25 protein-coding genes are annotated in these 25924 nt (G+C 56.0%); 18 read left to right on the forward strand and 7 right to left on the reverse strand.

All coding sequences use genetic code 11. From position 1 onward, the window contains the following. Positions 1-73: 73 nt before the first annotated feature. Together ABWV47_RS11360 and ABWV47_RS11365 are read right to left on the reverse strand one after the other, a co-directional pair. Positions 74-916: a sterol desaturase family protein gene (locus tag ABWV47_RS11360; protein ID WP_353311797.1), complete on the reverse strand. Its 843-nt coding sequence runs from the start codon at positions 914-916 to the stop codon at positions 74-76. Further along, on the reverse strand, positions 913-1461 hold the full coding sequence (locus tag ABWV47_RS11365; protein WP_353311799.1) for a TetR/AcrR family transcriptional regulator: 549 nt from the start codon (positions 1459-1461) through the stop codon (positions 913-915). The genes ABWV47_RS11360 and ABWV47_RS11365 overlap by 4 nt, the downstream gene beginning before the upstream one ends. Positions 1462-1574: 113 nt before the next feature. On the opposite strand from ABWV47_RS11365, the gene ABWV47_RS11370 reads away from it, so the two are divergent. From ABWV47_RS11370 to ABWV47_RS11380, 3 genes are all read left to right on the forward strand, one after another. Continuing rightward, positions 1575-2420 carry a methylated-DNA--[protein]-cysteine S-methyltransferase gene (locus ABWV47_RS11370; protein WP_353311801.1) on the forward strand — a complete coding sequence of 282 codons (846 nt, stop codon included), beginning with the start codon at positions 1575-1577 and terminating at the stop codon, positions 2418-2420. A 131-nt stretch (positions 2421-2551) separates the two neighbouring features. Further along, positions 2552-3202 (forward strand): YiaD family glycine zipper/OmpA-like lipoprotein, encoded by a 651-nt coding sequence (locus ABWV47_RS11375; protein WP_353311803.1) that lies wholly within the window; start codon positions 2552-2554, stop codon positions 3200-3202. A gap of 94 nt (positions 3203-3296) precedes the next feature. Beyond that, the gene (locus tag ABWV47_RS11380) at positions 3297-3851 is read left to right on the forward strand and encodes an NADPH-dependent FMN reductase (protein WP_353311805.1); all 555 of its coding nucleotides are present in this window, start codon (positions 3297-3299) and stop codon (positions 3849-3851) included. A 64-nt stretch (positions 3852-3915) separates the two neighbouring features. Here the strand turns inward: ABWV47_RS11380 and ABWV47_RS11385 are convergent, their stop codons facing one another. Next, positions 3916-4950 carry an NAD(P)/FAD-dependent oxidoreductase gene (locus tag ABWV47_RS11385; protein WP_353312096.1) on the reverse strand — a complete coding sequence of 345 codons (1035 nt, stop codon included), beginning with the start codon at positions 4948-4950 and terminating at the stop codon, positions 3916-3918. Between the two features lie 71 nt (positions 4951-5021). Here ABWV47_RS11385 and mnmC2 point away from each other — a divergent pair, with 71 nt between their 5' ends. Next, positions 5022-5699 (forward strand): tRNA (5-methylaminomethyl-2-thiouridine)(34)-methyltransferase MnmC2, encoded by a 678-nt coding sequence (mnmC2, locus tag ABWV47_RS11390; protein ID WP_353311807.1) that lies wholly within the window; start codon positions 5022-5024, stop codon positions 5697-5699. Beyond that, positions 5696-6562 carry a DMT family transporter gene (locus ABWV47_RS11395; RefSeq protein ID WP_353311809.1) on the forward strand — a complete coding sequence of 289 codons (867 nt, stop codon included), beginning with the start codon at positions 5696-5698 and terminating at the stop codon, positions 6560-6562. Before mnmC2 ends, ABWV47_RS11395 begins: the two co-directional genes overlap by 4 nt. 9 nt (positions 6563-6571) lie before the next feature. On the opposite strand, the gene ABWV47_RS11400 is transcribed toward ABWV47_RS11395, so the two are convergent. After that, entirely contained in the window at positions 6572-8521 is a 1950-nt protein-coding gene (locus ABWV47_RS11400) for a lytic transglycosylase domain-containing protein (RefSeq protein ID WP_353311811.1), read from the reverse strand. Positions 8522-8686: 165 nt separating this feature from the next. Here ABWV47_RS11400 and dapA point away from each other — a divergent pair, with 165 nt between their 5' ends. Beyond that, positions 8687-9559 (forward strand): 4-hydroxy-tetrahydrodipicolinate synthase, encoded by an 873-nt coding sequence (dapA, locus tag ABWV47_RS11405; RefSeq protein WP_353311813.1) that lies wholly within the window; start codon positions 8687-8689, stop codon positions 9557-9559. 157 nt (positions 9560-9716) lie between these two features. Here dapA and ubiB read toward each other — a convergent pair whose 3' ends face one another. Continuing rightward, positions 9717-11252 carry a 2-polyprenylphenol 6-hydroxylase gene (gene ubiB / locus ABWV47_RS11410; protein WP_353311815.1) on the reverse strand — a complete coding sequence of 512 codons (1536 nt, stop codon included), beginning with the start codon at positions 11250-11252 and terminating at the stop codon, positions 9717-9719. Continuing rightward, positions 11249-11998, reverse strand: coding sequence for a bifunctional demethylmenaquinone methyltransferase/2-methoxy-6-polyprenyl-1,4-benzoquinol methylase UbiE (ubiE, locus tag ABWV47_RS11415; protein ID WP_353311817.1), 750 nt, complete (start codon positions 11996-11998; stop codon positions 11249-11251). The genes ubiB and ubiE overlap by 4 nt, the downstream gene beginning before the upstream one ends. A 173-nt stretch (positions 11999-12171) precedes the next feature. Between ubiE and mutM the strand changes: the two genes are divergently transcribed. The 7 genes from mutM (at position 12172) to ABWV47_RS11450 (ending at position 20270) form a co-directional block, all read left to right on the forward strand. Beyond that, complete coding sequence (gene mutM / locus ABWV47_RS11420; protein WP_353311819.1) at positions 12172-13023, forward strand: bifunctional DNA-formamidopyrimidine glycosylase/DNA-(apurinic or apyrimidinic site) lyase; 852 nt, start codon at positions 12172-12174, stop codon at positions 13021-13023. 63 nt (positions 13024-13086) lie between these two features. Beyond that, positions 13087-13863, forward strand: a complete 777-nt coding sequence (locus ABWV47_RS11425; protein ID WP_353312098.1) for an enoyl-CoA hydratase — start codon at positions 13087-13089, stop codon at positions 13861-13863. A gap of 194 nt (positions 13864-14057) precedes the next feature. Beyond that, entirely contained in the window at positions 14058-15197 is a 1140-nt protein-coding gene (locus ABWV47_RS11430; protein WP_353311821.1) for a cytochrome-c peroxidase, read from the forward strand. 133 nt (positions 15198-15330) lie between these two features. Then, positions 15331-16593, forward strand: coding sequence for an imelysin family protein (locus ABWV47_RS11435; RefSeq protein WP_353311823.1), 1263 nt, complete (start codon positions 15331-15333; stop codon positions 16591-16593). Between the two features lie 53 nt (positions 16594-16646). Then, complete coding sequence (locus tag ABWV47_RS11440; RefSeq protein ID WP_502959700.1) at positions 16647-18164, forward strand: di-heme oxidoreductase family protein; 1518 nt, start codon at positions 16647-16649, stop codon at positions 18162-18164. Then, positions 18164-19198 carry an imelysin family protein gene (locus ABWV47_RS11445; RefSeq protein ID WP_353311825.1) on the forward strand — a complete coding sequence of 345 codons (1035 nt, stop codon included), beginning with the start codon at positions 18164-18166 and terminating at the stop codon, positions 19196-19198. The genes ABWV47_RS11440 and ABWV47_RS11445 overlap by 1 nt, the downstream gene beginning before the upstream one ends. Next, positions 19179-20270, forward strand: a complete 1092-nt coding sequence (locus tag ABWV47_RS11450) for a DUF1513 domain-containing protein (protein ID WP_353311826.1) — start codon at positions 19179-19181, stop codon at positions 20268-20270. The genes ABWV47_RS11445 and ABWV47_RS11450 overlap by 20 nt, the downstream gene beginning before the upstream one ends. A 14-nt stretch (positions 20271-20284) precedes the next feature. Here ABWV47_RS11450 and ABWV47_RS11455 read toward each other — a convergent pair whose 3' ends face one another. Further along, the gene (locus ABWV47_RS11455; RefSeq protein WP_353312100.1) at positions 20285-21484 is read right to left on the reverse strand and encodes an ROK family transcriptional regulator; all 1200 of its coding nucleotides are present in this window, start codon (positions 21482-21484) and stop codon (positions 20285-20287) included. 193 nt (positions 21485-21677) lie between these two features. On the opposite strand from ABWV47_RS11455, the gene ABWV47_RS11460 reads away from it, so the two are divergent. From ABWV47_RS11460 to ABWV47_RS11480, 5 genes are all read left to right on the forward strand, one after another. Continuing rightward, positions 21678-22691 (forward strand): sugar ABC transporter substrate-binding protein, encoded by a 1014-nt coding sequence (locus ABWV47_RS11460; protein WP_353311828.1) that lies wholly within the window; start codon positions 21678-21680, stop codon positions 22689-22691. Positions 22692-22786: 95 nt separating this feature from the next. Beyond that, on the forward strand, positions 22787-23848 hold the full coding sequence (locus tag ABWV47_RS11465) for an ABC transporter permease (RefSeq protein ID WP_422062580.1): 1062 nt from the start codon (positions 22787-22789) through the stop codon (positions 23846-23848). Further along, on the forward strand, positions 23848-24618 hold the full coding sequence (locus tag ABWV47_RS11470) for an ATP-binding cassette domain-containing protein (protein WP_353311832.1): 771 nt from the start codon (positions 23848-23850) through the stop codon (positions 24616-24618). Before ABWV47_RS11465 ends, ABWV47_RS11470 begins: the two co-directional genes overlap by 1 nt. Further along, positions 24615-25247 (forward strand): AAA family ATPase, encoded by a 633-nt coding sequence (locus ABWV47_RS11475; RefSeq protein ID WP_353311834.1) that lies wholly within the window; start codon positions 24615-24617, stop codon positions 25245-25247. The genes ABWV47_RS11470 and ABWV47_RS11475 overlap by 4 nt, the downstream gene beginning before the upstream one ends. Before the next feature lie 333 nt (positions 25248-25580). Then, a complete protein-coding gene (locus ABWV47_RS11480) occupies positions 25581-25916 on the forward strand; it encodes a hypothetical protein (RefSeq protein ID WP_353311835.1) in 336 nt (111 codons plus the stop codon). Positions 25917-25924 lie beyond the last annotated feature (8 nt).

Raw genomic sequence — 25924 nt, forward strand, 5'->3', positions numbered from 1 at the left:
TGAATGGATCAGTCTCGCGCTTTCATATGGGAGAGACGCGGGGTTTCGCAACCCACGCCCCTCGTTGCGCCTCTTAGGGTTTCCAGCCGGGTGGCCCAAACAGGCGTCCCCGCAGCTCACGCCCGGATTTTGATCGTTTGATATCCCGCCAGAGTGCGGGGAGTTCGGAGAACCAGACCTTTACTGGGTTGTGGCTGTCAAAGTCCGTGGTCAGCCCGTAGCGGGGGCGTTCTTCCTCCACTTGGAAGCTGCCAAACACCCGGTCCCAAATGATCAGGATGCCCGCATAGTTCTTGTCGATATATTTGTCGTCACATCCATGGTGCACACGGTGATGGGACGGCGTGTTTAACACCCACTCTAGCGGCCCAAGTTTGCCGATCAATTCTGTATGTAGCCAGGTCTGATAGGCCTGCACCAGGATAACCGACCCAAAAACAATGTCCGGGCTGAACCCCACCAGAACCATGGGAATATGGGCAACAAATGACCAAAGCGATTCCAACGGGCCAAAGCGCACCGCTGTGACGATGTTATAGTCCCGACTGGAGTGGTGCACGGCGTGTTGTGTCCACAATATACGCACGCGATGCGCGATGCGGTGTTCCCAATAGTACGTAACGTCTGCCAACAAGACAGCCAGCAAAATCCAAGGCAAGGTCGTGGGCAAATGCCATGTCACAATCTCGGAGCTGAACAGATACAGCCCAAAATAGAGCGCTGTCATCATTGTGGTTTCAAGCAGCAGGAACGGAATTTGCGTGGAGGCGCTTGCAAACATGTCAAGCCAGGTTTTGCCTTTTAGATTGCCTTTGAACCATGCCTCCGCAATCTCAATCACAAGGATCGCGACACCGATCAGAAAAAACACCTCGTCCACTTGCGTTGCGAGAGAAATGAACCTTTCGGGTATCATCGTTTGGACCCACCTATGCCAGACTGGAGTGTGCGCCACATCAACTCTGCGGCTTCTTCTGGGGACACGTGTTCATCTTGCACCACGGCCCAGGCGGCGTAGGTCAGCGTTTCATAGGCCTGTACAATCCATGATGTCGGTACGGCGCGGTCAAACCCACCTTCGTCTTTGGCGGCATCCACAGCTTCAGCCAATTCCTCAAGTTGGCGATTGTAGGCCTCTAGAACCTGAGGCACATGATCCAAAGGCTCATTGGCCAAAAACATTTGCCGGTCAGCCAGAGGGATCATGGCGTCGAGACTGAGCCGCAACGCTTCTGTGTGGCTTTGTGCATTGCGGGTTGCCTGCTCCACAGCCGCATCGAGTTCTTTCATGGCAGCCATGGCCAAGGCAGCCATCAGATCTTCGCGGCCTTTGAAATACCGATGCAGCGTGGCACGGCCGATGCCCGCCTCTTGGGCAACATCCAATAAGGTGGCTGTGGGATTTGCGGAGAAGACGGTGAACCCCGCCTCAAGAATGGTGGTTTCGGTTTTTTTCATCATGAGACATAGATGTCTCATCTGTGAAAAATGTCAAGGGTTGGTCAATGCGCAAAATTCGGGTCGCAGCATTGAGGTGGGCGACCTAGTGTGAGGGCAACACAGGAGAGTGACCCATGAATGACATGACCGAAGGCTATCACTATAACGTCATGCGCCGCGCCATCGCGCTGATTGATGAGGGCGATGAGGTTCTGTCATTGGAGGCGCTGGCGAAAGCGATGGATATGAGTCCTGCACATTTTCAACGCATGTTTACACGTTGGGCGGGTGTGTCGCCAAAGCGGTTTCAGCAGTATTTGACCTTGGGCCACGCGAAGGTCTTGCTGCGCGAACATTTCACAACACTTGATACTGCCAACGCTGTCGGGCTGTCAGGCTCAGGACGATTGCATGATTTGTTTTTGCGATGGGAGGCCATGAGCCCCGGGGATTATGCCAAGCGTGGCGCAGGGCTCACAATTTATTGGGGTTGGTTTGACAGCCCATTTGGCTTGTCGCTCGTGACCGGCACAGAGAAAGGGATTTGCGGCATTGGATTTGCGGCAGAAACAGGCGCAGAAGAGGCCATGGAAGACCTGATGTCACGTTGGCCCGCAGCGACCTTTGTCGAAGATCCGATGTTTCTGCGACCGTGGGTGATGGCGGCATATCAGGCGGAGCAAGTCGATCACTCCAAAGTCCCGGTCTATATGATCGGCTCCGCGCTGCAGATCAAAGTCTGGGAGGCACTGATGCGCATTCCGTCGGGGGAGGTCACGACATACTCAGAGATTGCCCGCGCGATTGGAAATCCGAAGGCGGTGCGGGCAGTGGCGACCGCGGTGGGGCGCAATCCTGTCAGCTGGCTGATCCCGTGTCACCGCGCCATGCGCAAGTCCGGAGGCCTTGGCGGCTACCATTGGGGTGTGCCAGTAAAACGCGCGCTGTTGGCCTACGAGTCAGCGCGTGCAGAGGTTTGAAACCAGAGAATGGGATCAATTTTCGGCATCAAATCGCCGACAAGTGACTCGCCAAAGCTTGGGACCCAACGTGGTTTGCCATATATAGATGTCAAAAGCCGGACCACCGGCGACACTATTGAGGCATCGAAATGAAAAAGATCACCCTGTCCCTTTGCGCTGTTTCCATGTTGGCTTTGGCGGCCTGTACGGACCCGGCTTACGTGACTGGCTCCGCGGATGACCGCGATCAACATCGCCAAACCAAAAGTGGCGCGATCATTGGTGGTATTCTGGGCGCAGGCCTGGCGGCTGCCACAGACAACAATGCACTTGCTGGAGCCGCGGTGGGTGCCGGTGTCGGGGCCTTGATTGGGAACTCTCTGGATGCGCAGGAAGCGGAACTGCGGGCGCAGCTGGACGATGATGTGCGCATCGAGAACACAGGAGATCGCCTGATTGTCACCATGCCGCAGGATATTCTGTTTGATGTTGATAGCTTTGACGTGAACTTCAGCTTGCAAGATGATCTGGCGAAAGTGGCCAGTAGCCTTGAAGCCTATACGGACACGACGGTGCAGGTTTTGGGCCACACCGACAACACAGGTGCCGCGAGTTACAACCAAACATTGTCAGAACGTCGGGCCAACGCCGTGGCGGATGTCTTGATGAACAACGGGGTGTCTTTTGGGCGGATTGATGCGATTGGTCGCGGGGAAGATCAGCCAATTGCTTCTAACTTGGATGAAGCCGGGCGCCGTCAGAACCGGCGGGTTGAGATTGTGATCCTGCCCAACGCTTGATTTTGCATCAACGCACATGAACTGTTCGGGGGGCGTCGCTTGTGTGCGGCGCCTTTTGTCTTAGGGTGGTTCGCAACCAACAAGGAGAGAGAGAATGCCTCACAAACTGCTCGGCATATCAGGCGCTTTGCGGTCTGGGTCCACCAACAGCACACTCTTGCGGGAAGCTGCGCGCCTGTATGGTGCGGTGGAGTATACAGAGGCCAATCTCAATTTGCCCTTGTATGATGGTGATTTGGAAAGCGCGCAGGGCTTGCCTGATGCTGTAAACACGTTGGTGGCGCAGATTGCTGCGGCGGATGCGGTGTTGATCGCCACACCGGAATATAATGGGGCCATCACGGGCGTCTTGAAGAATGCGTTGGATTGGATCAGTCGCCATTCAGACAAACCAATGGTCGGCAAACCCACAGCCCTGATGAGCGCGGCTGCAGGGCGTGCTGGCGGCGTGCGCGCGCAAACGATGTTGCGCAGTTGTTTGGTTGCATTCCGTCCACGCTTGGCTCTGGCACCGGAGGTCGGCATTGCTGAGAGCGGGAAGGCCTTTGATGCCAATGGCCAGCTGGTCAGTGAGCGATATCAGGCATCGGTCGAGACGCTGATGGACGTCCTCAAGGCGGACGTGTCGGCCAACATTGCAATGCGCTAAGCGGTCCTGTCGCCTTTGCCGAAAACGGTGTCCGCGCCGAGGAATTTGTGACCCCTGAGATGTGTCAAAGGGAGGCCTGTGGGCGGAAGTCGTCAGGGATGGCGTCGACGCCGTCTAACAGCAGATCTGCCATGACCTCACCAACCTTTGGGCCCATGCCGAACCCAATTTTGAAGCCGCCGTTGGCGATAAATTCGCCGCGCCGTGTTGGATGCGGTCCCATCATCGGTGCGCGGCTTTTGGCTCGGGGGCGCACGCCTGCCCAGCGCTCTATGACCTCCGCATCGCGCAATGCTGGCAGGGCGACATACGCACGCTCTAGCACGGCATCGAGCTGCTCGTCCGGGGTTTCGGGGTTGTCAAAATCGCGCTCGCTGGTGGATCCAATAGCGACGGTGCCATCTGCGTGAGGCACGATATGCAGCGCATCAGCGTAGATCTGTGGCGATGTGGATTGGTCCAACCGCAGCAGGGCTGCCTGCCCCTTAACCCCATTGCCAAACGGCACACCCATCTCTTTTGAGATATCAATCAGGCCCAGCCATCCGGTGGCCCATACAACCTTGCCATCATGCGCGCCGCTTTTGACGATTTCCCCGCCTTTTGCCAGAATACCAGCTGCCAGAGAGGCACAGGCACGGCGCGGAAACATGCGGGCACTGAGCGTGTCAAAGATCAGAAAGCCGGTTGGGCTTTTCGGGGCCCACGCGCCCAGAGTGTTCTGCCCCACCACCTGCCAGCGTGCTTTGCCTTGCCACAGTTGTTTGGCACTGATCGTGCGGGCGTGAGCAAAGTCCAGAGCGTGTTCATCGCGGATTGGTTGCAAACGACCTGTGCGCCCATAGCCAGACGTCACACCACCGGCTTCTTCTGCTTCTGCCCACCAATCTTCGGCCATGATCAGGCTTTCAAACTGAAAGGCTTTTTTTGCGTTCCAGTTTTCGGGTGTGTGGGGGGCCAAAGCCCCGACCAAACCGCCGCTTGCGCCAGCCCCAACCCCTTGGGGATCAATCACGCGCACCTTTGCGCCCCGCTTTGCGCAACACCAGGCCACGGACAACCCAAAGGCGCCAGCCCCCAAAACGGTCACATCCAAGATCGGTAACTCCCATTGCCAAACAGCGACAGATTGTACAAAGCTTCCCCGCGCATCTCCATAGGACAAAAGAAATGAGCGAACATCAGCCTGACCTTACGTGGCGCGATGGGGGCATTCCAGTCTCAACACGTTTTGACGACCCATATTTCAGCCTCGACAATGGGTTGGCCGAGACGCAGCACGTTTTTCTTGCAGGCAACGATCTTCCTGCGCGATTTGTACCGGATTTTCATATCGCTGAACTGGGTTTTGGCACGGGCTTAAACTTACTGACAGCTTGGATGGCATGGGATGAAGCGGCCTCCGAAGGGCAGTTGCGATTCACGTCCTTTGAGGCTTTTCCAATGGCTGCTGCGGATATGGAGCTGGCGCTCAAGGCTTTTCCGGAACTTGAGCGATATGCCAAGCGCCTTGTGGCGGCCTATGCCGAGGATCCAAGTTTGGCGACACTGGAAGGTGTGAATGCACAAATGGTGAGTGGTGATGCCCGCCAGACCTTGAAGATGATGGATTTTGAGGCTGATGCTTGGTTCTTGGACGGATTCTCGCCGGCCAAAAACCCAGAACTATGGGATGGAGACTTGATCAAACAGGTGGGCATACACACCAAGCCCGGTGGCAGCGCGGCAACCTATACTGCGGCGGGTTTTGTAAGGCGCAACCTGGCGGATGCTGGTTTTGAGGTGTCCCGTGTGTCTGGCTTTGGTCGCAAACGTCATATGACACGGTGTTGGAAAGTCGCAACATGAAGGCCTCCAACAACCGTCTCGGTATTCTTTTGATGGTGCTGACCACGCTGGTGTTTGCTTTGCAGGATGGCATTTCGCGGCATCTGGCCAGTCAATATAACACCTATCTTGTTGTGATGATCCGATACTGGTTCTTTGCGCTGTTTGTGATTGCTTTGTCAGCGCGGCACAGTGGTGGTTTGCGCAAAGTCGCCCGTACCGAACATCTGTGGCTGCAAATTGGGCGCGGCGCACTTTTGGCGTTTGAAATTTGTGTCACGGTTGTCTCCTTTACGCTTCTGGGGCTGACCGAAACCCATGCAATCTTTATCTGTTATCCGTTGATGATTGCGGCGCTGTCTGGCCCTGTTTTGGGGGAAACGGTGGGGTGGAGGCGGTGGCTGGCCATCGGTGTTGGGGCGGTTGGTGTGATGATCATTCTGCAACCCGGCACGGGCGTGTTCAGCCCTGTCGCCGTTGTCCCGCTGGTGGGGGCACTGATGTTTGCCGTCTATGGTTTGATGACCCGCTATGTCGCGCGCGGTGACACCGCACAGACCAGCTTTTTCTACACGGGGATCGTGGGATGTGTGGTGATGACGGCGATCGGGGTGTTTTTCTGGGAGCCAATTTCGGGACCCAACTGGATATGGATGAGCCTATTGTGCTGCATGGGCGTGTTGGGGCATTGGCTGCTCATCCGCACCTATGAGGTGGCGGAAGCGAGCGCAGTTCAACCCTTTGCCTATCTGCAGCTACCGTTCGCCGCAGCGCTGGGCATGGTGACCTTTGGCGAAACGCTCCGCACCAACGTGGCCGTCGGGGCCGTGATTGTGCTTGCAGCGGGGCTTTTCACCTGGTGGCGAGAGCGCCAAGCGCGCTAGAGGTCTGGGTCAACGCGTTGTGATCGTGCCGCCCGTGATTTCTGAGCTAAACGGTACCGGATGCGGCGCTTTTCCAAGTCGCGCGCGGTATACCGGCAGACTTTCGGCGACGCGCATGACGTAGTTTCGCGTCTCGTTGAATGGGATCATTTCAATCCAATCGATCATCGCCTCAACAGAGCCGCCCCGTGGATCGCCATTGGCCGCCATCCAACGCGTGGGCCTATGTGGACCGGCATTGTAGCCCGCAGAAATCATGATGATGTTACCGTCAAATTGCTCCGCGAGACCGGCTAGGTACGCGCTGCCCAGACGGGCGTTGTAGCGCGGGTCTGCGGTGAGGTTGCCAAGTACATAAACCTCTCCAATTTTTTTGGACACATCGCGCGCGGTTCCCGGCATCAGCTGCATCAAGCCGCGCGCGCCTGCATGGCTGACCACCACAGGATCAAATTCACTCTCACGGCGGGCAATGGCGAGCGACAACTCTTCGGGAACCGGCAGTTTCTGATCTACCAGTGCATGAAGCGGGTAATATGGGCCCGGCAAGGTCACTCCCATTCGGACCATTTGTTTTCCCAACATCACCGCCACATGGGGCTGGCCTTTGTCGAGTGCCATTTCACCCATTTGCCCTAAGGCCGTCCGGTCCTGAGTTTCGCTCAGATGTACCCAAAACCGTTCTGCCAAATCCAGTTCTCCTGCGGCCAGAAGCCGCTCGGCGGCTTTGTGCACGCTGGAGGTGGTCCAGGAGGCTTGGCGCCAATTGGGAAATTTTTCGGTTCCAGAAAGTGCAGGATCATCCGCTATGCCTGCCTTCTCCGCGGCCAAAAGTCCGTAGAAACTTGTCTGATGGGCGCCGCCGGCCACATAGGCCTGTTGTGCGGTGTCTGCATCGCCCATTGCATCATAGGCACGGCCCATCCAATACCCGGCGCGGCCCAAGGATATCGGGGTCTCCACACTTTGGGCAAAGCGCAAAAAATGTGCGGCAGCTTCTTGGGGTTTGTTCAGATACCTTAGGGCGACATACCCTGCCAGCCACTCACAGTCAGAATAGGCATACCCTGCCTCCGGAGTAAGTTTGTGTGTCGCTGCCAGCGCATAAGCGGTCTGGTAGTTGCCCGCGCGCAATTGATTGCGGATCAAAGAGCGGCGGCGAGGGGCCCACTCTGCGGGTTCGCCCAACGTGCCAGCCTGACTGCGCATGAGTATCAATTCAATCGCGCTGTCGTTTCGATCTTTTCTATGGCGCCAGACAAACCGTTCATGCGCCAGTCCGGGATCGTCTTGTAAGGTAGCGGGCACAGCTGAAATCAGCCCATCAACCCCTTTGGCCATGGCGCGTAGCCCAAGGCGTGCTTTGGCCAGTTTGACCCACCCATCGGAGACATGGGGATACATTGCCTCAGCGTTACTCTTCCAATCCTTCCAAAGCATCGCGTCCAGTCGCGCGGTGTGGTGTGGGGCAAGCAGGTCGCCATATCGGCTGAGATAGTCAGATTTTGTGGGCGCGTTCATTGGCAAGGTGCGCCAAGCCAAAACAATGGTTGCCTGTGCGGCGCCTGCTTCGTCTGCCTGCTCCAAAACGCGGGCCTGTGCCAAGGCCCCTTCGGCGGTCTGTGCATTTCCATGTACAAAGAAAGACAAGGCCATTTCATGACTTACATCTGCAAAGGCCGCTTCTGATTGCTTGCGCAGGTAAGGCAACCCAGGCCAGTTGCTGCGCCGGTCGAGAAAGGTCAACACTTGATCGGCAGAACCCTTTCCAGCGCGCAAACGGTGCCATTCAATGATGTCTCGGGTGACCTGATCGGTGTTGCGCACGGCGCGCGTGGCACCATCCCAATCTTTGGCGCGCACTGCTGACATTGCCGCACGCAGCTCTTCGCGATGTTGGGCTGTGGCGGGCAGGCCCAACAGCAAGGCCACACAGATAGTCAGAAAAAGACGTAACATGGCTTGCATTTTCCTATGCCAGACAGGATAGAACCCAAACGATACGCCGCGCGCCCGACGCCCTCAACTCACAATCTTGGCAAGAGAGCAACTTCTCGCTAGGGTCCGCGCGATTTCAAAGAGACGGGCAATTCTGCCCAGCTGCGCATAAAAAAGGAGCGTGCCATGTTCAAAGGGTCATACCCCGCACTCGTCACGCCGTTTACGAACGGCGAGCTGGATTTGGAAGCGCTCAAGAAGCTGGTTGAGTGGCACATTGGTGAAGGCACCAATGGGTTTGTGCCTGTGGGCACCACCGGCGAAAGCCCAACGTTAAGCCACGCGGAACATCACGCAGTGGTCGAAGAAGTGGTGCGCGCCTCTGCGGGACGGGTGCCGGTCATTGCGGGCGCGGGCTCAAACAACACACTGGAAGCGATTCAGCTGGCACAACATGCCGAGAAAGTTGGCGCAGACGCGATTTTGGTGGTGACGCCCTATTACAACAAGCCAACCCAACGTGGTTTGATCGCGCATTTCACCGCGGTGCATGACTGCTGCGAATTGCCGATCATCATTTACAACATTCCCGGTCGCTCGATTGTCGATATGACGCCAGAGACCATGGGTGAGCTGGCAAAGTTGTCACGCGTGGTGGGTGTCAAAGATGCCACTGGTGATCTGGCTCGAGTGAGCCAGCAACGCGCAAGTTGTGGTGCTGACTTTGTTCAGCTGTCTGGGGAAGACGCCACTGCGCTTGGTTTTAACGCCCATGGCGGCGTGGGCTGCATTTCAGTGACGGCCAATGTTGCGCCAAAACTATGTGCGGAGTTTCAAGCCGCGATGCTAGCCGGCGACTATGCGCAAGCGCTCAGCTATCAGGACAAGCTGATGCCATTGCATGAGGCGATCTTTGTTGAGCCAGGCCTTGTTGGCGTCAAATATGCCATGTCGCGTTTGGGTTTGTGCAACGAAGAAGTGCGCTTGCCGCTGACTGGTTTGTCGGATGCCACAAAGGCGCAAATTGATGCGGCAATGGCCCACGCTGGTCTGCTCTAAGGCTGTCAAAAACGAAGGGCTGCTGCCCCAAAAAAGAGAAGCGCCCGAGGGGGCGCTTTTTTGCATTTGGGGGCAGCTCAGATGCTTTCGAGTTTACAGCGCGCATTTGGCGCACTGCAAAGCGAAGCCGGACCCTGTTCTCAACATCAACGGGGGATCAGTGCCAAACCACATAGAAAAGGAAAAAGGCTGTGCTGGTCAAAAATGAGCCAGCCACAGCGCTGGCGAGCACCCAAGGCCAAACCCGTGGCTTTGCCGTTTCTTTTGGTTCTGATTGCGAAATAAGGCTGGCCTCAACAAGGCCTGGTAAACGCGGGCCAAACCGCATTAGCACACGCGCTGTTTTGGCCAGATCATTCAGCGCCGCGCGAGGGCCAATACTGTCGCGGATGTAGTCAGAGACCACGGGCTTTGCGACATCCCAGATGTTCACATGCGGATCCAGTGACCGCGCCACACCTTCGACCACAACCATGGTGCGTTGCAGAAGGATCAATTCAGTGCGGGTCTCCATGCCAAAGCGCTCTGTCACTTCAAACAGGTAGTTGAGCAAACGTCCCATGGAGATGCGCGTGGCGTCCATGCCGAAAATCGGTTCTCCAACAGCGCGCAGCGCCCGGGCGAATTCATCTACATCTTGATGAGCAGGCACGTATCCCGCCTCAAAATGCACCTCCGCCACACGTTTGTAGTCGCGCTGAATGAAGCCAAACAGGATTTCGGCGTAGACTCGACGGGTGTATTCATCGATGTGGCCCATGATGCCAAAATCGTATGCGATGATGTCCCCATTGGTGGCGACTTTCATGTTGCCTTGGTGCATATCGGCGTGGAAATAGCCATCGCGCAATGCGTGGTTTAGGAACAATTCCAACACGCGCGAGCCCAGTTGGGCGCGGTTGTGGCCGGCCCTATCAAGCGCGTCATTGTCACCAATGGCCTCACCTTCGGCCCAGTCTAAGGTCATCACCCGTTTGGCTGAAAACTCCCAATTGATGGTTGGCACCTGAAATCCAGCATCATTTTGGGTGTTGGCGGAAAACTCGCTGGCGGAGGCGGATTCAAGACGCAGATCCAATTCACCGGTCACAACGCCGTCAAAATGTTCGATCACCTCAATCGGGCGCAGCCGGCGTGAGGCAGGCGACAGGGCGGCAATTGTGTTTGCGGCGAGGTAAAAGGCGTCAACGTCTTTGCGAAAGGCTCTCTCAATGCCGGGGCGCAGGACCTTTACGGCGACCTCTTCGCCCGTTTCCGCAATGCGCGCGCGGTGCACCTGTGCGATGGACGCTGCGGCAACAGGTTCGGAGAACTCTGAAAACACCGTATCGGCATCCACACCCAATTCCTGATGTACCGCGGCTTTTGCCTCTGCGATCGAGAACGCAGGCAATTTATCCTGCAACACCCGCAGCTGCGTGGCCAGATCAGCCCCCACAACATCCGGGCGGGTGGAGAGCACCTGACCAAACTTAATATAAGCAGGGCCAAGGGCGGTGAGGGCACGCGGCAGCGGCGGCGCCTCCGGATCACCTTTGATGCCCAACCATTGAAACGGCCAAACCAACCCGCGCAGAACCATGCGCACGTGACGCGGCGCTTCAAAAGCCTCAAGCACGATACTCATCGCACCGGTACGCTCCAGCGTCGCACCCGTGCGGATCAGGCGGATGATGTTGTGAGGGCCTCTCACAACTTCCAACCCGAATGCAGCGCGGCAATGCCCATGGTCAGGTTGCGGTACTTGGCGTTCTCAAATCCAGCTGTTTTGACCATATCCAAGAACGTCTCTTGATCGGGAAAGCGACGTATGCTCTCGACCAGATATTGGTAGCTGTCTCGGTCATTGGCGATGGCCTGACCCATACGTGGAATGACGTTGAACGAATATAGGTCATAGACCTTCTGCATCAGATCGTTGGGAATCTGCGAAAACTCCAGCACCATCAAACGGCCGCCGGGTTTGAGCACGCGAAAAGCTTCATTCAAAGCCTCTTGCGGTCGCGTCACGTTCCGAATGCCAAAACTGATCGTGTAGACGTCAAAGGTGTTGCTTTCAAACGGCAGCGCCATTGCGTCGCCCACAACCCATTCCAGACTGTCTGACATATGGTCAGCTTCGGCGCGTTTGCGGCCCTCAATCAACATGGGTTCGGTCAGGTCGCACACGGTGGCATGGCCATGGCCTGCGCGCTTGAGAAACTTAAATGACACGTCGCCTGTGCCGCCTGCCACATCCAAAAGTTTCTGACCTGGACGGGGGGCGAGCCAATCCATCATCGCATCTTTCCAGATGCGGTGGATGCCCATGGACATGACGTCATTCATCACATCGTATTTTGAAGCCACCGACCCAAAAACACCCTGTACACGGCCAGCCTTTTCGCTTTCCGCCACGGTATCAAAGCCGAAATGGGTGGTGTTGTCGGTATCCGCCATCGCGTGCAATCCTCTTGATTGTCTCATTACATATAGGTCGTATGGGGGGTGCACAATGCGCTGAATTGGCATGTGGGCGCGCATGTCTTGTGCGGTGGTTGGTGTGGTGCAACCTTGCGCATCCCGTCGGTCTTTGCGCATTGTCCGTGAAACCAATGTGAGCGTGACATAGAATGCCCGAATTGCCCGAAGTTGAAACCGTGCGCCGTGGATTGCAGCCAGCCATGGAGGGCGCAGTGATTGCACAGGCGCGGGTCAATCGCCCGGATTTGCGGTGGCCGTTCCCGGACCGGATGGCTGAGCGCCTGACGGGTGCCAAGGTCACGCAGCTTCGGCGGAGGTCGAAGTACATTCTCGCAGATTTGGACACCGGTGAGTCTTTGTTGATCCATTTGGGCATGTCGGGGCGCATGACCGTGTCAGGCGATCCCCTTGGGCAATTTGCGCACAACCACCCAGCGGCTGCGAAACACGATCATGTGGTCTTTGACATGGACAACGGGGCGCGTGTGACTTTCAATGATCCACGTCGCTTTGGCGCAATGGATTTGCTGCCTTCTGACAACAGCGACAGCCATCCGCTCTTGGCCAAGTTGGGGCCAGAACCTCTGGGCAATGACTTTCATGAAGCCTACCTGGTGGAGCGCCTCAGCGCGCGCAATACGCCAATAAAAACGGCGTTGCTGGATCAGCGCATCATTGCGGGTCTTGGCAATATCTATGTCTGCGAAGCGCTGTTTCGAGCAGGGATAGCGCCGACACGCAAAGCTGGGGCGCTTTCCAAGGAACACATACAGAATCTTGTGCCCATCATACGCGATGTGCTGGAAGCGGCCATAGCTGCCGGGGGCAGTTCGCTTAAGGACTTTCGTCAGGCCGACGGAGAACTGGGATATTTTCAACACAGCTTTGACGTCTATGGACGGGAGGGTGAACCGTGCAAAACCCCAGATTGCAAAGGCAAAATTGACCGAATCACCCAGTCGGGGCGGTCGTCTTTCTTCTGTGCGCAATGCCAAAGATAACTTGATCCAAGTTCATCATTTGGTAAGGAATCACTTCTGACCGGAACAATGAAAGCACCTCTCATGGCTTTTGAGACGATCATCGTCGAAATTGAAGATCACGTAGCCCTTATCAAGCTCAACCGCCCTGACGCGCTCAATGCGCTCAGCCTGCAGCTGGTCAAGGAGCTTCAGGAGGCGCTGCAAAGTGCTGACAAAAACGACAAGGTGCGCTGCATCGTGTTGACGGGCTCAGAGAAAGCCTTCGCTGCTGGCGCTGACATCAAAGAAATGTCTGAGTTGTCCTTCGCGGAAGTTAACTTGTCCAACTACTTTGCTGAGTTTGGCGACCGTATCCAAGAGATCCGCAAGCCAGTGATTGCGGCGGTGTCGGGCTACGCGCTAGGCGGTGGTTGTGAGCTGGCGATGGCATGTGACTTTATCATTGCCGCGGAGAGCGCAAAGTTCGGGCAGCCAGAAATAAATCTTGGCGTGATAGCTGGCATTGGTGGCAGCCAACGTTTGACGCGCGCTGTTGGAAAATCAAAGTCCATGGACATGAACCTGACCGGGCGTTTCATGGATGCAGCTGAGGCGGAGCGTTCAGGCTTGGTAAGCCGAGTCGTGCCACCCAAAAAGCTGATGGAAGAGGCCCTGGGCGCCGCGCAGAAGATTGCCGAGAAATCGCTGATCGCCTCGCAGACGGCCAAAGAAGCTGTGAATCGCAGCTTTGAAACCACGCTGCGTGAAGGTCTGCTGTTTGAGCGTCGCGCCTTCCATTCGCTGTTTGCAACAGAAGATCAGAAAGAAGGTATGGCGGCCTTTATCGAAAAGCGGGAACCGCAGTTTCGCGACCGCTGATCTACCACCATCAAGTTTTGTAGAGGCCGCCTCATCTTGGGCGGCCTTTTTTGTGGCAGACCCAATCGCAGGACAGACTTCTTCCTGTGCCGGTGACGTTCAGAGTTGTGGGGACGTGACAATCTGCACAAATTGACTTTCCACTGGGCTCGGTTCAAAACCTGACAAAATAGATCAGCTAACAGGCTTTTTTGATGCGCCCTATCGCCATATCTCTGGCCATTGCTTTTTTGGTCGCTGTCCGCGCCGCTGCTGAGTTTGCTCAGCCTGTGCCAGATACCTTGGAAGCTTTGGGTGAGCGCCTTTTTTTTGATGTGAACCTTTCGGTCAATCGCACGCAATCATGTGCGACCTGTCATGATCCAGAGTATGGTTTTGCCGATCCAAGGGGCATGGCATCCATAGGCGATGATGGCGAATCGATTGGGGACCGGAATGCTCCTAGCGCGGCGTATGCCGCACTGACACCAGTGTTTCACAAGACTGCCGAAGGTCTGTGGGCCGGCGGCCAGTTTTGGGATGGCCGGGCGCCGCTTCTGGAAGATCAGGCCGGTGGGCCACCGCTCAACCCTATGGAGATGGGCATGGCAGATGCCGCGGCGGTTGTTGCGCGTCTCAACGAGGATGTGACTTACCAACAGGCGTTTGAAGCTCTTTTTGACGGTGGCGTGCTTGCAGACCCCGCCACGGGGTACGCCGCCATGACACAGGCGATTGCGGCGTTTGAGCGCACCGAGGTGTTTGCCCCGTTTGACAGCAAATACGATCGGTTTTTGCGTGGCGAGGTTGACCTGACACGTGAAGAAGACCTTGGTCGGGTGCTTTTCTTTTCGCAGCAGTTCACCAATTGCAATCTTTGTCACCAGCTAGGCCAGAGCGCGATCAATCCCAAAGAGACCTTCACCAGCTACGAGTTTCACAACATTGGCGTGCCGGAGAATACGGCGCTAAGAGCGTTGAACGGGGTTGAATTGTGCGTGATTGATGAGGGTCTTGCCACAAACCCTGATGTTGAAGGTGATCCAAATCAACGCGGCAAATTTAAGACCCCCACGCTGCGCAATGTGGCGGTTACCGCACCCTACATGCACAACGGCGTGTTTGAGGATTTGCGTACGGTTGTGTTGTTTTATAACCAATTCAACACGCCCAACCCAAAGAGACAGATCAACCCAGAGACAGGTGTGCCGTTTCGTGCGCCCGCTGTGTCTGCAACTTTGGCGACTGAAGAATTGACCCATGGTCCAGCTTTGGATGATCAGCGTGTAGACGCGATTGTGGCTTTTCTGAAGACCTTAACCGACGCCCGCTACGAGCCCCTACTCGAAGATTAAAGACTGCAGCTGATCGCTGTGGTGAGTTGTGGCTATTTCCGGCAGGATCAAAATCAGACTGAAACAATAAGGATTGACGTTCCTTAGTAAATTGGTCAGTTATGCCCTAAAGTTCAACACAGGGATTTGATCCATGACACGTGCATTTCTGACCACCACCGCCGCTATTTTGGCGCTTGCTGCACCGGCGTTTGCTGCCACCAAAGCAGATGTTTTGACCAACTATGCCGACATCGCTGCTGCAAAATACGAAGACAGCCTAACAACGGCGAAAACCCTTCAGGCAGCCGTTGATGCACTGATCGAAGCGCCCTCCGCTGAGGCACTTCAGCAGGCAAAAGAGGCTTGGCTTGCCGCGCGTGTTCCCTACCAGCAGACCGAAGTTTATCGCTTTGGCAACGCGATCGTGGATGATTGGGAAGGCAAAGTGAACGCTTGGCCTTTGGATGAAGGTCTGATCGACTATGTGGATGCATCTTATGGCGGCGCAACTGATGAGAACCCACTGGCTGCTTTGAATGTTGTGGCCAACGCGACGTTGGACATCTCTGGCACATCAGTGGATGCCACAGACATCACCCCAGAGTTTTTGGAAAGCTCGCTGCACGAAGCTGACGGTGTGGAAAGCAATGTTGCCACCGGCTATCACGCCATCGAATTCCTACTTTGGGGTCAGGACCTGAACGGTCATGCCCATGGGGCAGGCGCGCGCTCTTGGACCGATTTCGCCTCAGGTGATGACTGCACACATGGCAATTGTGACCGTCGTGCGGCCTATCTGAAGGCCGCGACTGACCTGTTGGTCAGCGATCTGGAATGGATGGCCGCACAATGGGTTGATGGCGGCGAAGCACGCTCCACACTGACCAGCAATGAAGACGCAGGCATTGTTGCGATCCTGACAGGCATGGGCTCTTTGTCGTATGGCGAGCAAGCGGGCGAACGTATGCGCCTTGGCCTGTTGTTGAATGATCCAGAAGAAGAGCACGATTGCTTCTCTGACAACACCCATAACAGCCACTACTACGACGGTCTGGGCATCCAGAACGTGTATCTGGGCGAATATGTACGCGTGGACGGTTCTTTGGTGTCTGGAGCGTCCTTGTCTGATTTGGTCGCTGAAGCAGACGCAGGTCTCAATGCTGAGCTGACAGGCAAACTCTCCACCACCATGATGAACTTGGGTCGTATCAAAACCGCAGCCGAATCCGGTTTTTCTTATGATCAGATGCTTGAACGTGGCAATGCCGACGGCGAAGCGCTGGTGATGGGTGGCGTCAACGGTCTGGTTGCGCAAACCGCATCCATTGAGGCCGCTGTGGTTGCGCTTGGTCTCGATCAGCTGGCGTTTGAGGGGTCCGACAGCCTCGACAATCCGGACGCAGTGTTCGAATAATAGAGTCAATATAAGGGGCGGGAGTGTCCCGCCCCTTATCAATCGTAGCGACAATGCCAACGTACCGATCAATAGCTTCTGCCGCAGTTTTCGGCCTATGCGCCACCTCGGTTTGCGCGCTGGATGATCGACACCTAGACTTTGTACCGCGCTCAGAGACGGAGGCCGCCCGTGTTGGCGCCGTCATCGCGCCACCAACAGAGTTTTCGCAGCCACAAGCCTATGAAGCCCGCACTGCTGGGGCGGCCACTGTGCCGGTGCGTGCAGACAACCAGCCGTTCAAACAACCCTCCGCCAACTTAGATGCTGATTCCGGTTTGGATTTCCGCTTGGGCGAAGCGATGTTTGAAAAGCTCTGGGTCTCCGCTCCATCATCTACGTTGGCCTCGGATGGCTTGGGCCCGCTCTACAACGCGCGGGCCTGTCAGAGTTGCCACCTGCGCGGTGGGCGCGGACATGCCCCGGATGGGCCAGAAGATGATGCGATTTCATTTGCGCTAAAACTCTCAGTGCCCGGGACACAATCGGAACAGATCTATGAGATCGAAGGGTTTCTGGCGACTCGACCAGAGCCGACGTATGGCACGCAGTTGCAGGATTTCAGCCTGCCAGGTCACCCAGCAGAGGCCCGTATCGAAACCCGGTATGAGACGTTTGAGGTGGCCCTCTCGGGCGGACAGTCCGCAGAATTGCGCCGTCCTATCTTTGAAGTCAAAGATCTCGGGTACGGTCCGCTTGATCCCGAGGTCATGATCAGCCCGCGCGTGGCGCCCCAGATGATTGGCCTTGGCTTGTTGGAGGCCATACCCGCCGTGGATATTCTCGCAGGCGAGGACCCGGAAGATGTCGATGGTGATGGCGTCTCTGGGCGCGCCAATATCGTGTGGTCGGTAGAGTACCAGCGTCCAATGCTGGGCCGGTTTGGGCTCAAAGCGGGTGCGCCCACATTGCGCCAGCAAACTGCAGGTGCATTTGCGGCAGACATCGGCATTTCGACGTCGTTGTTTCCCGCCGGGCACGGCGATTGCTCATCTCGTCAGGAAGCCTGCGTGACAGCGCCGCATGGGGACAAGGATGTGCGCAGCTTTGAAGTGGATGACGCAGGCTTGGCCCTAACAACGTTTTACAGCGCCAATTTGGCTGTGCCGGCGCGGCGCAATGTCGGTGACGCTCAGGTGTTGCGTGGCAAAGAGCTGTTTCACAGCACCGGTTGTGCAAGCTGTCATACCCCAAATTTTGTGACACATCGCCTGCCGAACCAACCGGCGCAGAGTTTTCAGCTGATCTGGCCCTACACCGATATGTTGTTGCACGACATGGGCGCAGGTCTGGCTGATGGACGACCAGAAGCCCGCGCAACAGGGCGGGAATGGCGCACGCCACCTTTGTGGGGTGTCGGTTTGACCAAACGGGTGTCCGGGCATAGTCATTTCTTGCACGATGGTCGCGCACGCTCCCTTCTGGAGGCTGTGCTCTGGCATGGCGGCGAGGCGGAAGTTATGAAAACACGTGTGATAGATATGCCGCCCGCAGACCGCGCCGCATTGATCCGATTTCTGGAGAGCCTGTGATGTTCAAACGCTTTGCTGTTATGTGTGCTGCCTTGTGCGCGCCGCCTTTGATGGCTCAAGAGGCGCAACCGGTAGATCAGCATGCCTTGGTGCAAGCGGCCGTTAAGGAGCACATCGTGCCGGGGTTTGAGCGTCTTGCGACAGCCACGGAAACACTGCATATGGCGGCGCAGGCAGATTGTCTTTCCACCTCGGTCACGCTGCGCGCGGCCTATCACGATGCTTTTGATGCTTGGATGGGCGTCAGCCATCTTCGGTTTGGTCCTTCCGAAGTCGATGATCGCGGCTTTGCGCTGGCATTTTGGCCAGACACCAAGGGGTTTACACCAAAAGCTCTAAGCCGCCTGATCGCTGCCGAAGACCCTGTGATCAACACTGCTGAGGATTTTGCGCATGTCTCTGTGGCGGGGCGCGGGTTTTTTGGTTTGGAATACCTGCTATTTGATGATCGCATCCGTCAAATGGGCACGCCGGTCTATCAGTGCGCCTTGGTGCAGCGGGTTGCCGCGGACATCGCGTTGCAGGCAAACGCCATTCTTATCGACTGGCAAAGCGGGTACGGGGACACCATGAGTTTTCCGTCAGAGGATGGTCCTTTCCAAACCTCTAAAGAGGCGCTTCAGACGATCTTTAAAACGCTGGATGCGGGGCTGCAATTTGACGTGGATGTGCGCCTTGGCCGACCGCTGGGCACTTTTGACAAACCACGCCCAACGCGCGCGGAAGCACGCCGCTCTGAACGCAGTTTGCGAAATGTCGCGGCCTCTAGCATCGCTTTGGAAGAGTTGGCCTCCATCCTCGCCACACAGACACCGGCACTAGATGAGGCTTATGGCGCGGCTTTTGGGCTTGTGCATGGGCAGGTCGCAGATCTTGAGGATGATCCGGTATTTGCAGGTGTAAGAGACATTCAAGGCAGACTTCGGGTCGAGATTCTACAGCAATACCTAAACCGAGTGCGTGAAATCACCACGCTGGAGCTCGGTCCCGCCCTTGGTGTGACTGGCGGGTTCAATGCGTTGGACGGCGACTGATATGGTCAGCCGCCGCCGCATCTTAGCAGGGTTGGCAGCAAGTGGGCTGTTGCCCGCCACAAGTTGGGCCAGCGTTGGAACGCCAGAGTTCCTATCGGCAGCGCGAGATCACAACGGGCAATTTGTGTTGGCTGGTCTGAGGGCCAGCGGCGATATCACATTTGTCATCCCGCTGCCGGCGCGCGGACATGCCGCTGCTGCGCATCCAACACGCGCGGAGGCGGTGGCGTTTGCCCGCCGACCGGGTACGTTTGCTGTGGTGCTGGACTGTCGCGACGGTTCAGTGCTCGCGCAGCTATCTGCGCCTGCAGGACGACACTTTTACGGCCACGGCGCCTTTTCTGCGGATGGCCAAACGCTGTTTACCTCAGAAAACAACTTTGAGGCAGGTGAAGGTGTGATCGGCGTATGGGAGGCGGGTCAGACATACCGGCGTTTGGGCGAGTTTTTCTCCGGTGGTGTTGGTCCACATGACATCAAGCTGGTGCACAAGGGCACAAGCTTGTTGGTGGCCAATGGTGGGATCGAAACGCATCCGGATATGGGGCGTGCCAAGCTCAATCTACCCACCATGCGCCCCAATCTGACATATCTAAGCCTCACCGGTGCACGGCTTGAGAGCGTAGAGTTGCCATCTGAGATGCACAAAAACTCAATCCGGCACCTTGCGGTGCATCGTGATGGAACCGCTGCCTTTGCGATGCAGTGGCAGGGGAGCGAAGCTCACGTGCCCCCGCTTCTGGGACTGCACAAACGCGGCGGTCATGCCCAACTTCTTGCCGCGCCCAAAGCCGATCATCGGCACCTGAAAGGTTATGCTGGCAGTGTGGCTTTGTCCGGCGATGGGCGACATGTCGCAATCACCTCTCCGCGCGGGGGAGCACTACATGTGTTTGATATGGACACCGCGGCGTTTCTTAAGGCATTTGAGGCTGAGGATGTCTGTGGTCTTGGATCTACATCTGCTGGGTTTGTCTATACAACAGGAACCGGGCTGGTTGGTACGCCGGAGGGCAAGACAATGCGACACCGTTTGCAATGGGACAATCATTTGGTGCCCATCGCGGTGTAGTCGCACGGACTACATCACATCGCCGCCAAACCGGCATTGGTATCCAGCAGAAACTGACGGAACACCGGGCTGCTGGCCGCGCCTATTTCGCGCGCATTGGTACCGACGCTGCCTGCCTCGATCCGAGGAGAGATCAGACCGCGCGTGTCTTGGTTGACGATGTAACGGCGCACACGCTCCACCAATTCGTCACGGATTTCGGCTGGAAAGGCGCCATCAATCAGGATGGCCTCAAAGTCTAGGACCGAGCATACCGACAACGAAGCCTTTGCCAGTTCTTGTGAAATTTGCCCGATCCACGGCTCGACGTAGCGCGACAGGGCGCTCCAATCCTGGGGGTGACTCCAAAGCACATCAGGATTGATTCCCGCTTCAACAATGCGGGACTCCAATACATGGATCGAGGCCACGTCAATCAGCTGACGACTCTCGCCCAATGGACCGGTGGCCCTCATTGAGCCCAGAGCTCCTGCATTGCCCTGATTGCCCTCAAAGACGGTGTGATTCATCACGATGCCGCCACCAATAAACGATCCCACAAAGAAGTAGGCATAGTCTCGGAACTCTTTGCCGCGCCCATAGAGATGTTCGGCGCGACAGGCTGAGGTGGAATCGTTGACCATAAACACCGGAAGGTCGCTGAATTTCGCAACCTCTTGATCAAAATCGACGTTTTTCCATGAACGGAATTTCTCTGCGGGTGCGCCCACCAGATCGTTCCATTTCCAAAGCTCAAAAGGTGCGCCAATTCCAAGACCGCACAAACGTGCGCGCGATGCCGCGCTCATGTCAGCAAGCAAGTCGTCCAAACCAGTCCGCAGAAACCCAAACACAGTTTCGGGCAGTGGGTAATCATAGGTGGCATGTCGCCGCGCATGAACCTGTCCAACAAAATCGAGTAGCAGTAGATCGGCGCTGCGGCGTCCGATCTTCAGCCCGAAAGAGAAAACGCCCTCTGGATTGAGTTCCATTGGGATCGAGGGTTTGCCCACTTTGCCGCGTACTGGCGCGCCACGTCGGAGCAGCCCGTCGGTTTCCAGCTTCCTAAGAATGGTGGAGACTGCGGGTGGCGACAATCCCATACGCCTTGCGAGTTCCACGCCAGACATCCCGCCATGTCTTTGAATCAAAGACAAAAGCAAACGCTCATTATGGGCGCGAACACCACTTTGGTTCACCCCCCCGCTTAGCTTTCTGATTTTGCTGGCTTCCATATCGCCAACCATAGGCATCTCCTGTTGGGATAGAAAGATAGCGCGCGACGATTAATTAATAAAGTTAATTTATTTATTGACAGTCAGGTCAGAATCGGAGTTCCCTAAGGCCAACCTGTACCCACCATCGTGGTGCAGGCGGACAGGAAGAGGACCTGTTCTCAAAGCTGTTTCAGCTTCCAGGGAGGAAATTATGAAAGCACTTTTAGCAACAACCGCGCTGGTCGTATCGGCCTTGGCGTCCACCGCATCAGCAGATGACATCAGCGCCTGCTTGATCACCAAGACAGACACAAACCCATTCTTCGTAAAGATGCGCGAGGGCGCGACCGCGAAAGCCGAAGAGCTGGGCATCACTTTGAACAGCTATGCAGGCAAAGTGGATGGCGACCATGAGACACAAGTGGCCGCAATCGAAACCTGCATTGCCAATGGCGCAAACGGCATTTTGCTTACTGCATCTGACACAAGCTCCATTGTGCCAGCGGTTCAGCAGGCACGGGATGCGGGCCTTCTGGTCATCGCGCTCGACACTCCGCTTGAGCCAATTGACGCGGCGGATATGACCTTTGCGACCGACAACTTTCTTGCAGGCGAGCTAATCGGCCAATGGGCCGCTGCTGCATTGGGTGATGAGGCCCAAAATGCCAAGATTGCCATGTTGGATCTGGGCGTAAGCCAGCCAACAGTGGGTGTTCTGCGTGACCAAGGGTTCTTGCAAGGTTTTGGCATCGATTTGGGTGACCCAAACAAATGGGGGGATGAAACCGATCCTCGCATCGTTGGCAATGATGTCACTGCCGGCAACGAAGAGGGTGGCCGCAAAGCCATGGAAAACCTCTTGGCCAAAGATCCTATGATCAACGTGGTCTACACCATCAACGAGCCGGCCGCTGCCGGTGCCTATGAGGCGCTTAAATCCATCGGTCGTGAGAACGACGTGCTGGTTGTCTCTGTTGATGGCGGTTGTCCCGGTGTGGCAAACGTCAAAGATGGCGTGATTGGCGCAACCTCGCAGCAGTACCCGCTTCTTATGGCCTCCAAAGGCATCGAAGCGATTGCGGCATGGGCCAAAGATGGCACCAAACCGCAAGCCAGCGAAGGCAAGGATTTCTTTGATACCGGCGTGACATTGATCACTGACAACCCTGTGGATGGTGTTGATAGCATTGACACGGCCAAAGGCACTGAGCTTTGCTGGGGCTAAGAGCCTTTTGATATCGAAAAACATCAAATTTATGGGCGAATGCATATTCGCCCATTTCTTCCAATACACATGTTTCCAACAAAATGAGGGACATAATGCCCCAAACCGCAGAACACGAAACCGTCGTTGCTGATGCATCCTCTGAAATCGCGTCTTTTGAGGATGATGGCAAAGGTCTGGTAGGGCGGTTTCATCACGCCTTGCACACGACGCCTGCGCTTGTTCCTTTGATTGTACTGGTCCTTGCACTGGTTGTGTTTGGTCTGCTTTTGGGCAGCAAATTCTTCTCGCCCTTTGCGCTGACACTGATCCTGCAACAGGTGCAGATTGTTGGCATCGTTGCCGCCGCGCAAAGCTTGGTGATCCTGACGGCGGGCATTGATCTCAGCGTCGGGGCGATTGCCGTGATTTCCTCTGTTGTCATGGGGCAGTTCACTTTCAGATATGGTTTGCCTCCTGTGGTCGCTGTGGCCTGTGGGTTGGCGTTCGGCACAGCAATAGGTGCTTTGAATGGCTGGCTGGTTGCGCGTATGAAACTGCCGCCTTTCATTGTGACTTTGGGGATGTGGCAGATCGTTCTGGCGGCCAATTTCCTGTATTCCGCCAACGAAACCATCCGCTCACAAGACATCGCAGAGCATGCTCCGCTGTTGCAGCTGTTGGGCACAAAATTCAAAGTCGGGGACGCCGTATTTACCCTAGGGGTGGCCTTCTTAGTCGTGCTGGTTGTGGTGCTGGCCTATGCGCTTAAACACACGGCCTGGGGGCGTCATGTCTACGCCGTTGGGGATGACCCCGAGGCTGCGGAACTTTCAGGTGTGAACGTCAAAGGCACGTTGATCACCGTTTATGCTCTGGCAGGTCTGATTTGTGCATTTGCAGGCTGGGCTTTGATCGGGCGGATCGGTTCCGTCTCGCCAACATCCGGGCAACTTTTGAATATTGAGAGCATCACGGCTGTGGTGATCGGAGGCATTTCGCTGTTTGGCGGCCGTGGTTCCATTCTGGGCACCTTCTTTGGTGCGTTGATCGTGGGTGTGTTCACGCTTGGCCTGCGCTTGGCAGGGGCGGATGCTCAATGGACTTACCTCTTGATTGGGGTGCTCATCATTGCGGCGGTGGCCGTGGATCAGTGGATTAGAAAGGTGGCCGCATAATGGAACCGATTTTGAAAGGCCGCGGGTTGGTCAAACGTTATGGTCGTGTGACGGCTCTTGATCACTGTGATTTTGATTTGATGCCGGGCGAAATACTTGCCGTGATTGGTGACAACGGAGCAGGCAAAAGTTCGTTGATTAAGGCCGTATCAGGTGCGATCACGCCGGACGAAGGCACCGTAACGCTTGAGGGACGCGAGGTGTCCTTTGCCTCCCCCATTGAGGCGCGGGAAGCCGGTATTGAGACAGTTTATCAAACGCTGGCCATGTCACCCGCACTTTCGATTGCAGACAATATGTTTATGGGGCGAGAGTTGCGCAAACCCGGTTTTCGAGGCTCGATCATGCGTCAACTGGACCGCCCCGCGATGGAGAAGTTTGCGCGTGACAAACTCACGGAGTTAGGGTTGATGACCATTCAGAACATCAATCAGGCCGTGGAAACACTCTCAGGTGGGCAGCGCCAAGGTGTGGCTGTGGCCCGCGCGGCGGCCTTTGGCTCCAAAGTCATTATCTTGGACGAGCCCACCGCAGCTTTAGGTGTCAAAGAAAGCCGCAAGGTGCTCGAATTGATCCAAGATGTGAAATCGCGCGGCATTCCCATCATCCTGATCAGCCACAACATGCCCCATGTGTTTGAGGTGGCCGACCGTATCCACGTGCACCGCCTCGGAAAACGGCTCTGTGTGATTGATCCCAAAGACTACACCATGTCGGATGCCGTGGCCTTTATGACTGGCGCCAAAACCGCCCCTCTAGAGGCCGCATGACGCACACCCTCAGCAGTCTTGAGGACGTGGCGCAGGCCGTTTGGGCCGTGCCACGACGCGGTTTACGCCGGGTTGTGGCATTGTCCGGACCACCTGCGAGTGGCAAGTCTACTTTGGCGATTTCTCTGGGCCGCCATTTAGGCGCTCTTGGATGCAATGCCACAATTGTCCCGATGGACGGGTTCCACCTGTCCAATCAGGCTTTGGTTGACCGCGGGTTGTTGGACCGCAAGGGCGCTCCGGAGACATTTGATGTGCCAGGTTTCTTGGATTTGGTCTCCAAATTTCACGATACCGCAGAGCTCCTTTTCCCCACGTTTGACCGCGCCCGTGATGTGACTGTTCCCGAAAGCGGCACACTTGCCAAGTCGTGTGACACTGTCATTGTCGAAGGGAACTATCTGCTATTTGACGCACCGCTTTGGCGTGACTTGCCGGGTTTTTGGGACATCTCTGTTGCACTTGATGTGTCCCCTGAAGTGCTGCGCCGCCGATTGGTAGACCGCTGGTTGAGGCATGGATTGTCTCAAGAAAAGGCGGAACAGCGCGCTGAGGGCAATGATCTGAGAAACGCACGCATGATCGCGAACGCTCAGTTGCCATCGGATGTTGTGTTTGTGCCGACCTGACGCAAGACATTTCAGAGCGATCCGCAACATCTCTGAAAGATGCGCGACGAAACACGGGTATCGTTGCCGGACCAATGGTTGATCACCGTGCGTTTCACGCGTTTATACGGCCCGCGACTTCATGATGGTCTAGGCCGTAAGGGCAATCCTGAGACCGAGTGACGTGGCATTGGGAAGCCGTTTCTTTGATGAAACATCGGACGACTGTGAAACCAAGCAAATAGAGTTCCTGAAGACCTTCAAGAAAAGGTATCTTATCTCTGCTGCACAGACCCAATCCATTGCAAATATTCTGGGAATCTCCATGGTAAAGAGACAATTTGGAGCAAGAGAATGACTCATGAAATTCTGATTGATGCGAACGAGCAAGAGTTACTTGAAGCTGCGTTCTTACCACCCGGCCAGCATGGTTTCCTGCGGGATCAAACCAGAGAGCTGCGGCTGAAATTAGAAGCGGCGATGAAAGAGTGCCAGAAATCGGTGTGCCAAAGTACGTTGGTTAGAAAAGCCTACGAAGATCATGCTTCAGATCTGGACCTGATCGCGGCCATTGCCGCAGCAATCCCTTCTGAGGTGATCGGAAGCAACGGAATTGAAAACCTGTTTGCATTCGCAGTGTTGGTTTTTCGATCTGGGATCTCAAACTATTGTCGAACACAATGGCATTGAGACACGCA

The organism is Shimia sp. NS0008-38b, from assembly GCF_040370365.1.
In the GTDB taxonomy this organism is placed as follows: domain Bacteria; phylum Pseudomonadota; class Alphaproteobacteria; order Rhodobacterales; family Rhodobacteraceae; genus Shimia.

Excerpts from the sequence above, each read along its gene's own strand:
- ABWV47_RS11440 (WP_502959700.1), top strand. The coding sequence starts at position 16,647 with ATGCCAACGTACCGATCAATAGCTTCTGCCGCAGTTTTCGGCCTATGC.
- ABWV47_RS11430 (WP_353311821.1), top strand. The coding sequence starts at position 14,058 with ATGCGCCCTATCGCCATATCTCTGGCCATTGCTTTTTTGGTCGCTGTC.
- ABWV47_RS11475 (WP_353311834.1), top strand. The coding sequence starts at position 24,615 with ATGACGCACACCCTCAGCAGTCTTGAGGACGTGGCGCAGGCCGTTTGG.
- ABWV47_RS11370 (WP_353311801.1), top strand. The coding sequence starts at position 1,575 with ATGAATGACATGACCGAAGGCTATCACTATAACGTCATGCGCCGCGCC.
- ABWV47_RS11465 (WP_422062580.1), top strand. The coding sequence starts at position 22,787 with ATGCCCCAAACCGCAGAACACGAAACCGTCGTTGCTGATGCATCCTCT.
- mutM (WP_353311819.1), top strand. The coding sequence starts at position 12,172 with ATGCCCGAATTGCCCGAAGTTGAAACCGTGCGCCGTGGATTGCAGCCA.
- ABWV47_RS11380 (WP_353311805.1), top strand. The coding sequence starts at position 3,297 with ATGCCTCACAAACTGCTCGGCATATCAGGCGCTTTGCGGTCTGGGTCC.
- ABWV47_RS11455 (WP_353312100.1), bottom strand. The coding sequence starts at position 21,484 with ATGGAAGCCAGCAAAATCAGAAAGCTAAGCGGGGGGGTGAACCAAAGT.
- ABWV47_RS11480 (WP_353311835.1), top strand. The coding sequence starts at position 25,581 with ATGACTCATGAAATTCTGATTGATGCGAACGAGCAAGAGTTACTTGAA.
- ABWV47_RS11365 (WP_353311799.1), bottom strand. The coding sequence starts at position 1,461 with ATGATGAAAAAAACCGAAACCACCATTCTTGAGGCGGGGTTCACCGTC.
- ABWV47_RS11395 (WP_353311809.1), top strand. The coding sequence starts at position 5,696 with ATGAAGGCCTCCAACAACCGTCTCGGTATTCTTTTGATGGTGCTGACC.
- mnmC2 (WP_353311807.1), top strand. The coding sequence starts at position 5,022 with ATGAGCGAACATCAGCCTGACCTTACGTGGCGCGATGGGGGCATTCCA.
- ABWV47_RS11445 (WP_353311825.1), top strand. The coding sequence starts at position 18,164 with ATGTTCAAACGCTTTGCTGTTATGTGTGCTGCCTTGTGCGCGCCGCCT.
- ubiE (WP_353311817.1), bottom strand. The coding sequence starts at position 11,998 with ATGGCGGATACCGACAACACCACCCATTTCGGCTTTGATACCGTGGCG.
- ABWV47_RS11375 (WP_353311803.1), top strand. The coding sequence starts at position 2,552 with ATGAAAAAGATCACCCTGTCCCTTTGCGCTGTTTCCATGTTGGCTTTG.
- ABWV47_RS11450 (WP_353311826.1), top strand. The coding sequence starts at position 19,179 with ATGCGTTGGACGGCGACTGATATGGTCAGCCGCCGCCGCATCTTAGCA.
- ABWV47_RS11460 (WP_353311828.1), top strand. The coding sequence starts at position 21,678 with ATGAAAGCACTTTTAGCAACAACCGCGCTGGTCGTATCGGCCTTGGCG.
- ABWV47_RS11425 (WP_353312098.1), top strand. The coding sequence starts at position 13,087 with ATGGCTTTTGAGACGATCATCGTCGAAATTGAAGATCACGTAGCCCTT.
- ABWV47_RS11400 (WP_353311811.1), bottom strand. The coding sequence starts at position 8,521 with ATGTTACGTCTTTTTCTGACTATCTGTGTGGCCTTGCTGTTGGGCCTG.
- ABWV47_RS11435 (WP_353311823.1), top strand. The coding sequence starts at position 15,331 with ATGACACGTGCATTTCTGACCACCACCGCCGCTATTTTGGCGCTTGCT.
- dapA (WP_353311813.1), top strand. The coding sequence starts at position 8,687 with ATGTTCAAAGGGTCATACCCCGCACTCGTCACGCCGTTTACGAACGGC.
- ABWV47_RS11360 (WP_353311797.1), bottom strand. The coding sequence starts at position 916 with ATGATACCCGAAAGGTTCATTTCTCTCGCAACGCAAGTGGACGAGGTG.
- ABWV47_RS11470 (WP_353311832.1), top strand. The coding sequence starts at position 23,848 with ATGGAACCGATTTTGAAAGGCCGCGGGTTGGTCAAACGTTATGGTCGT.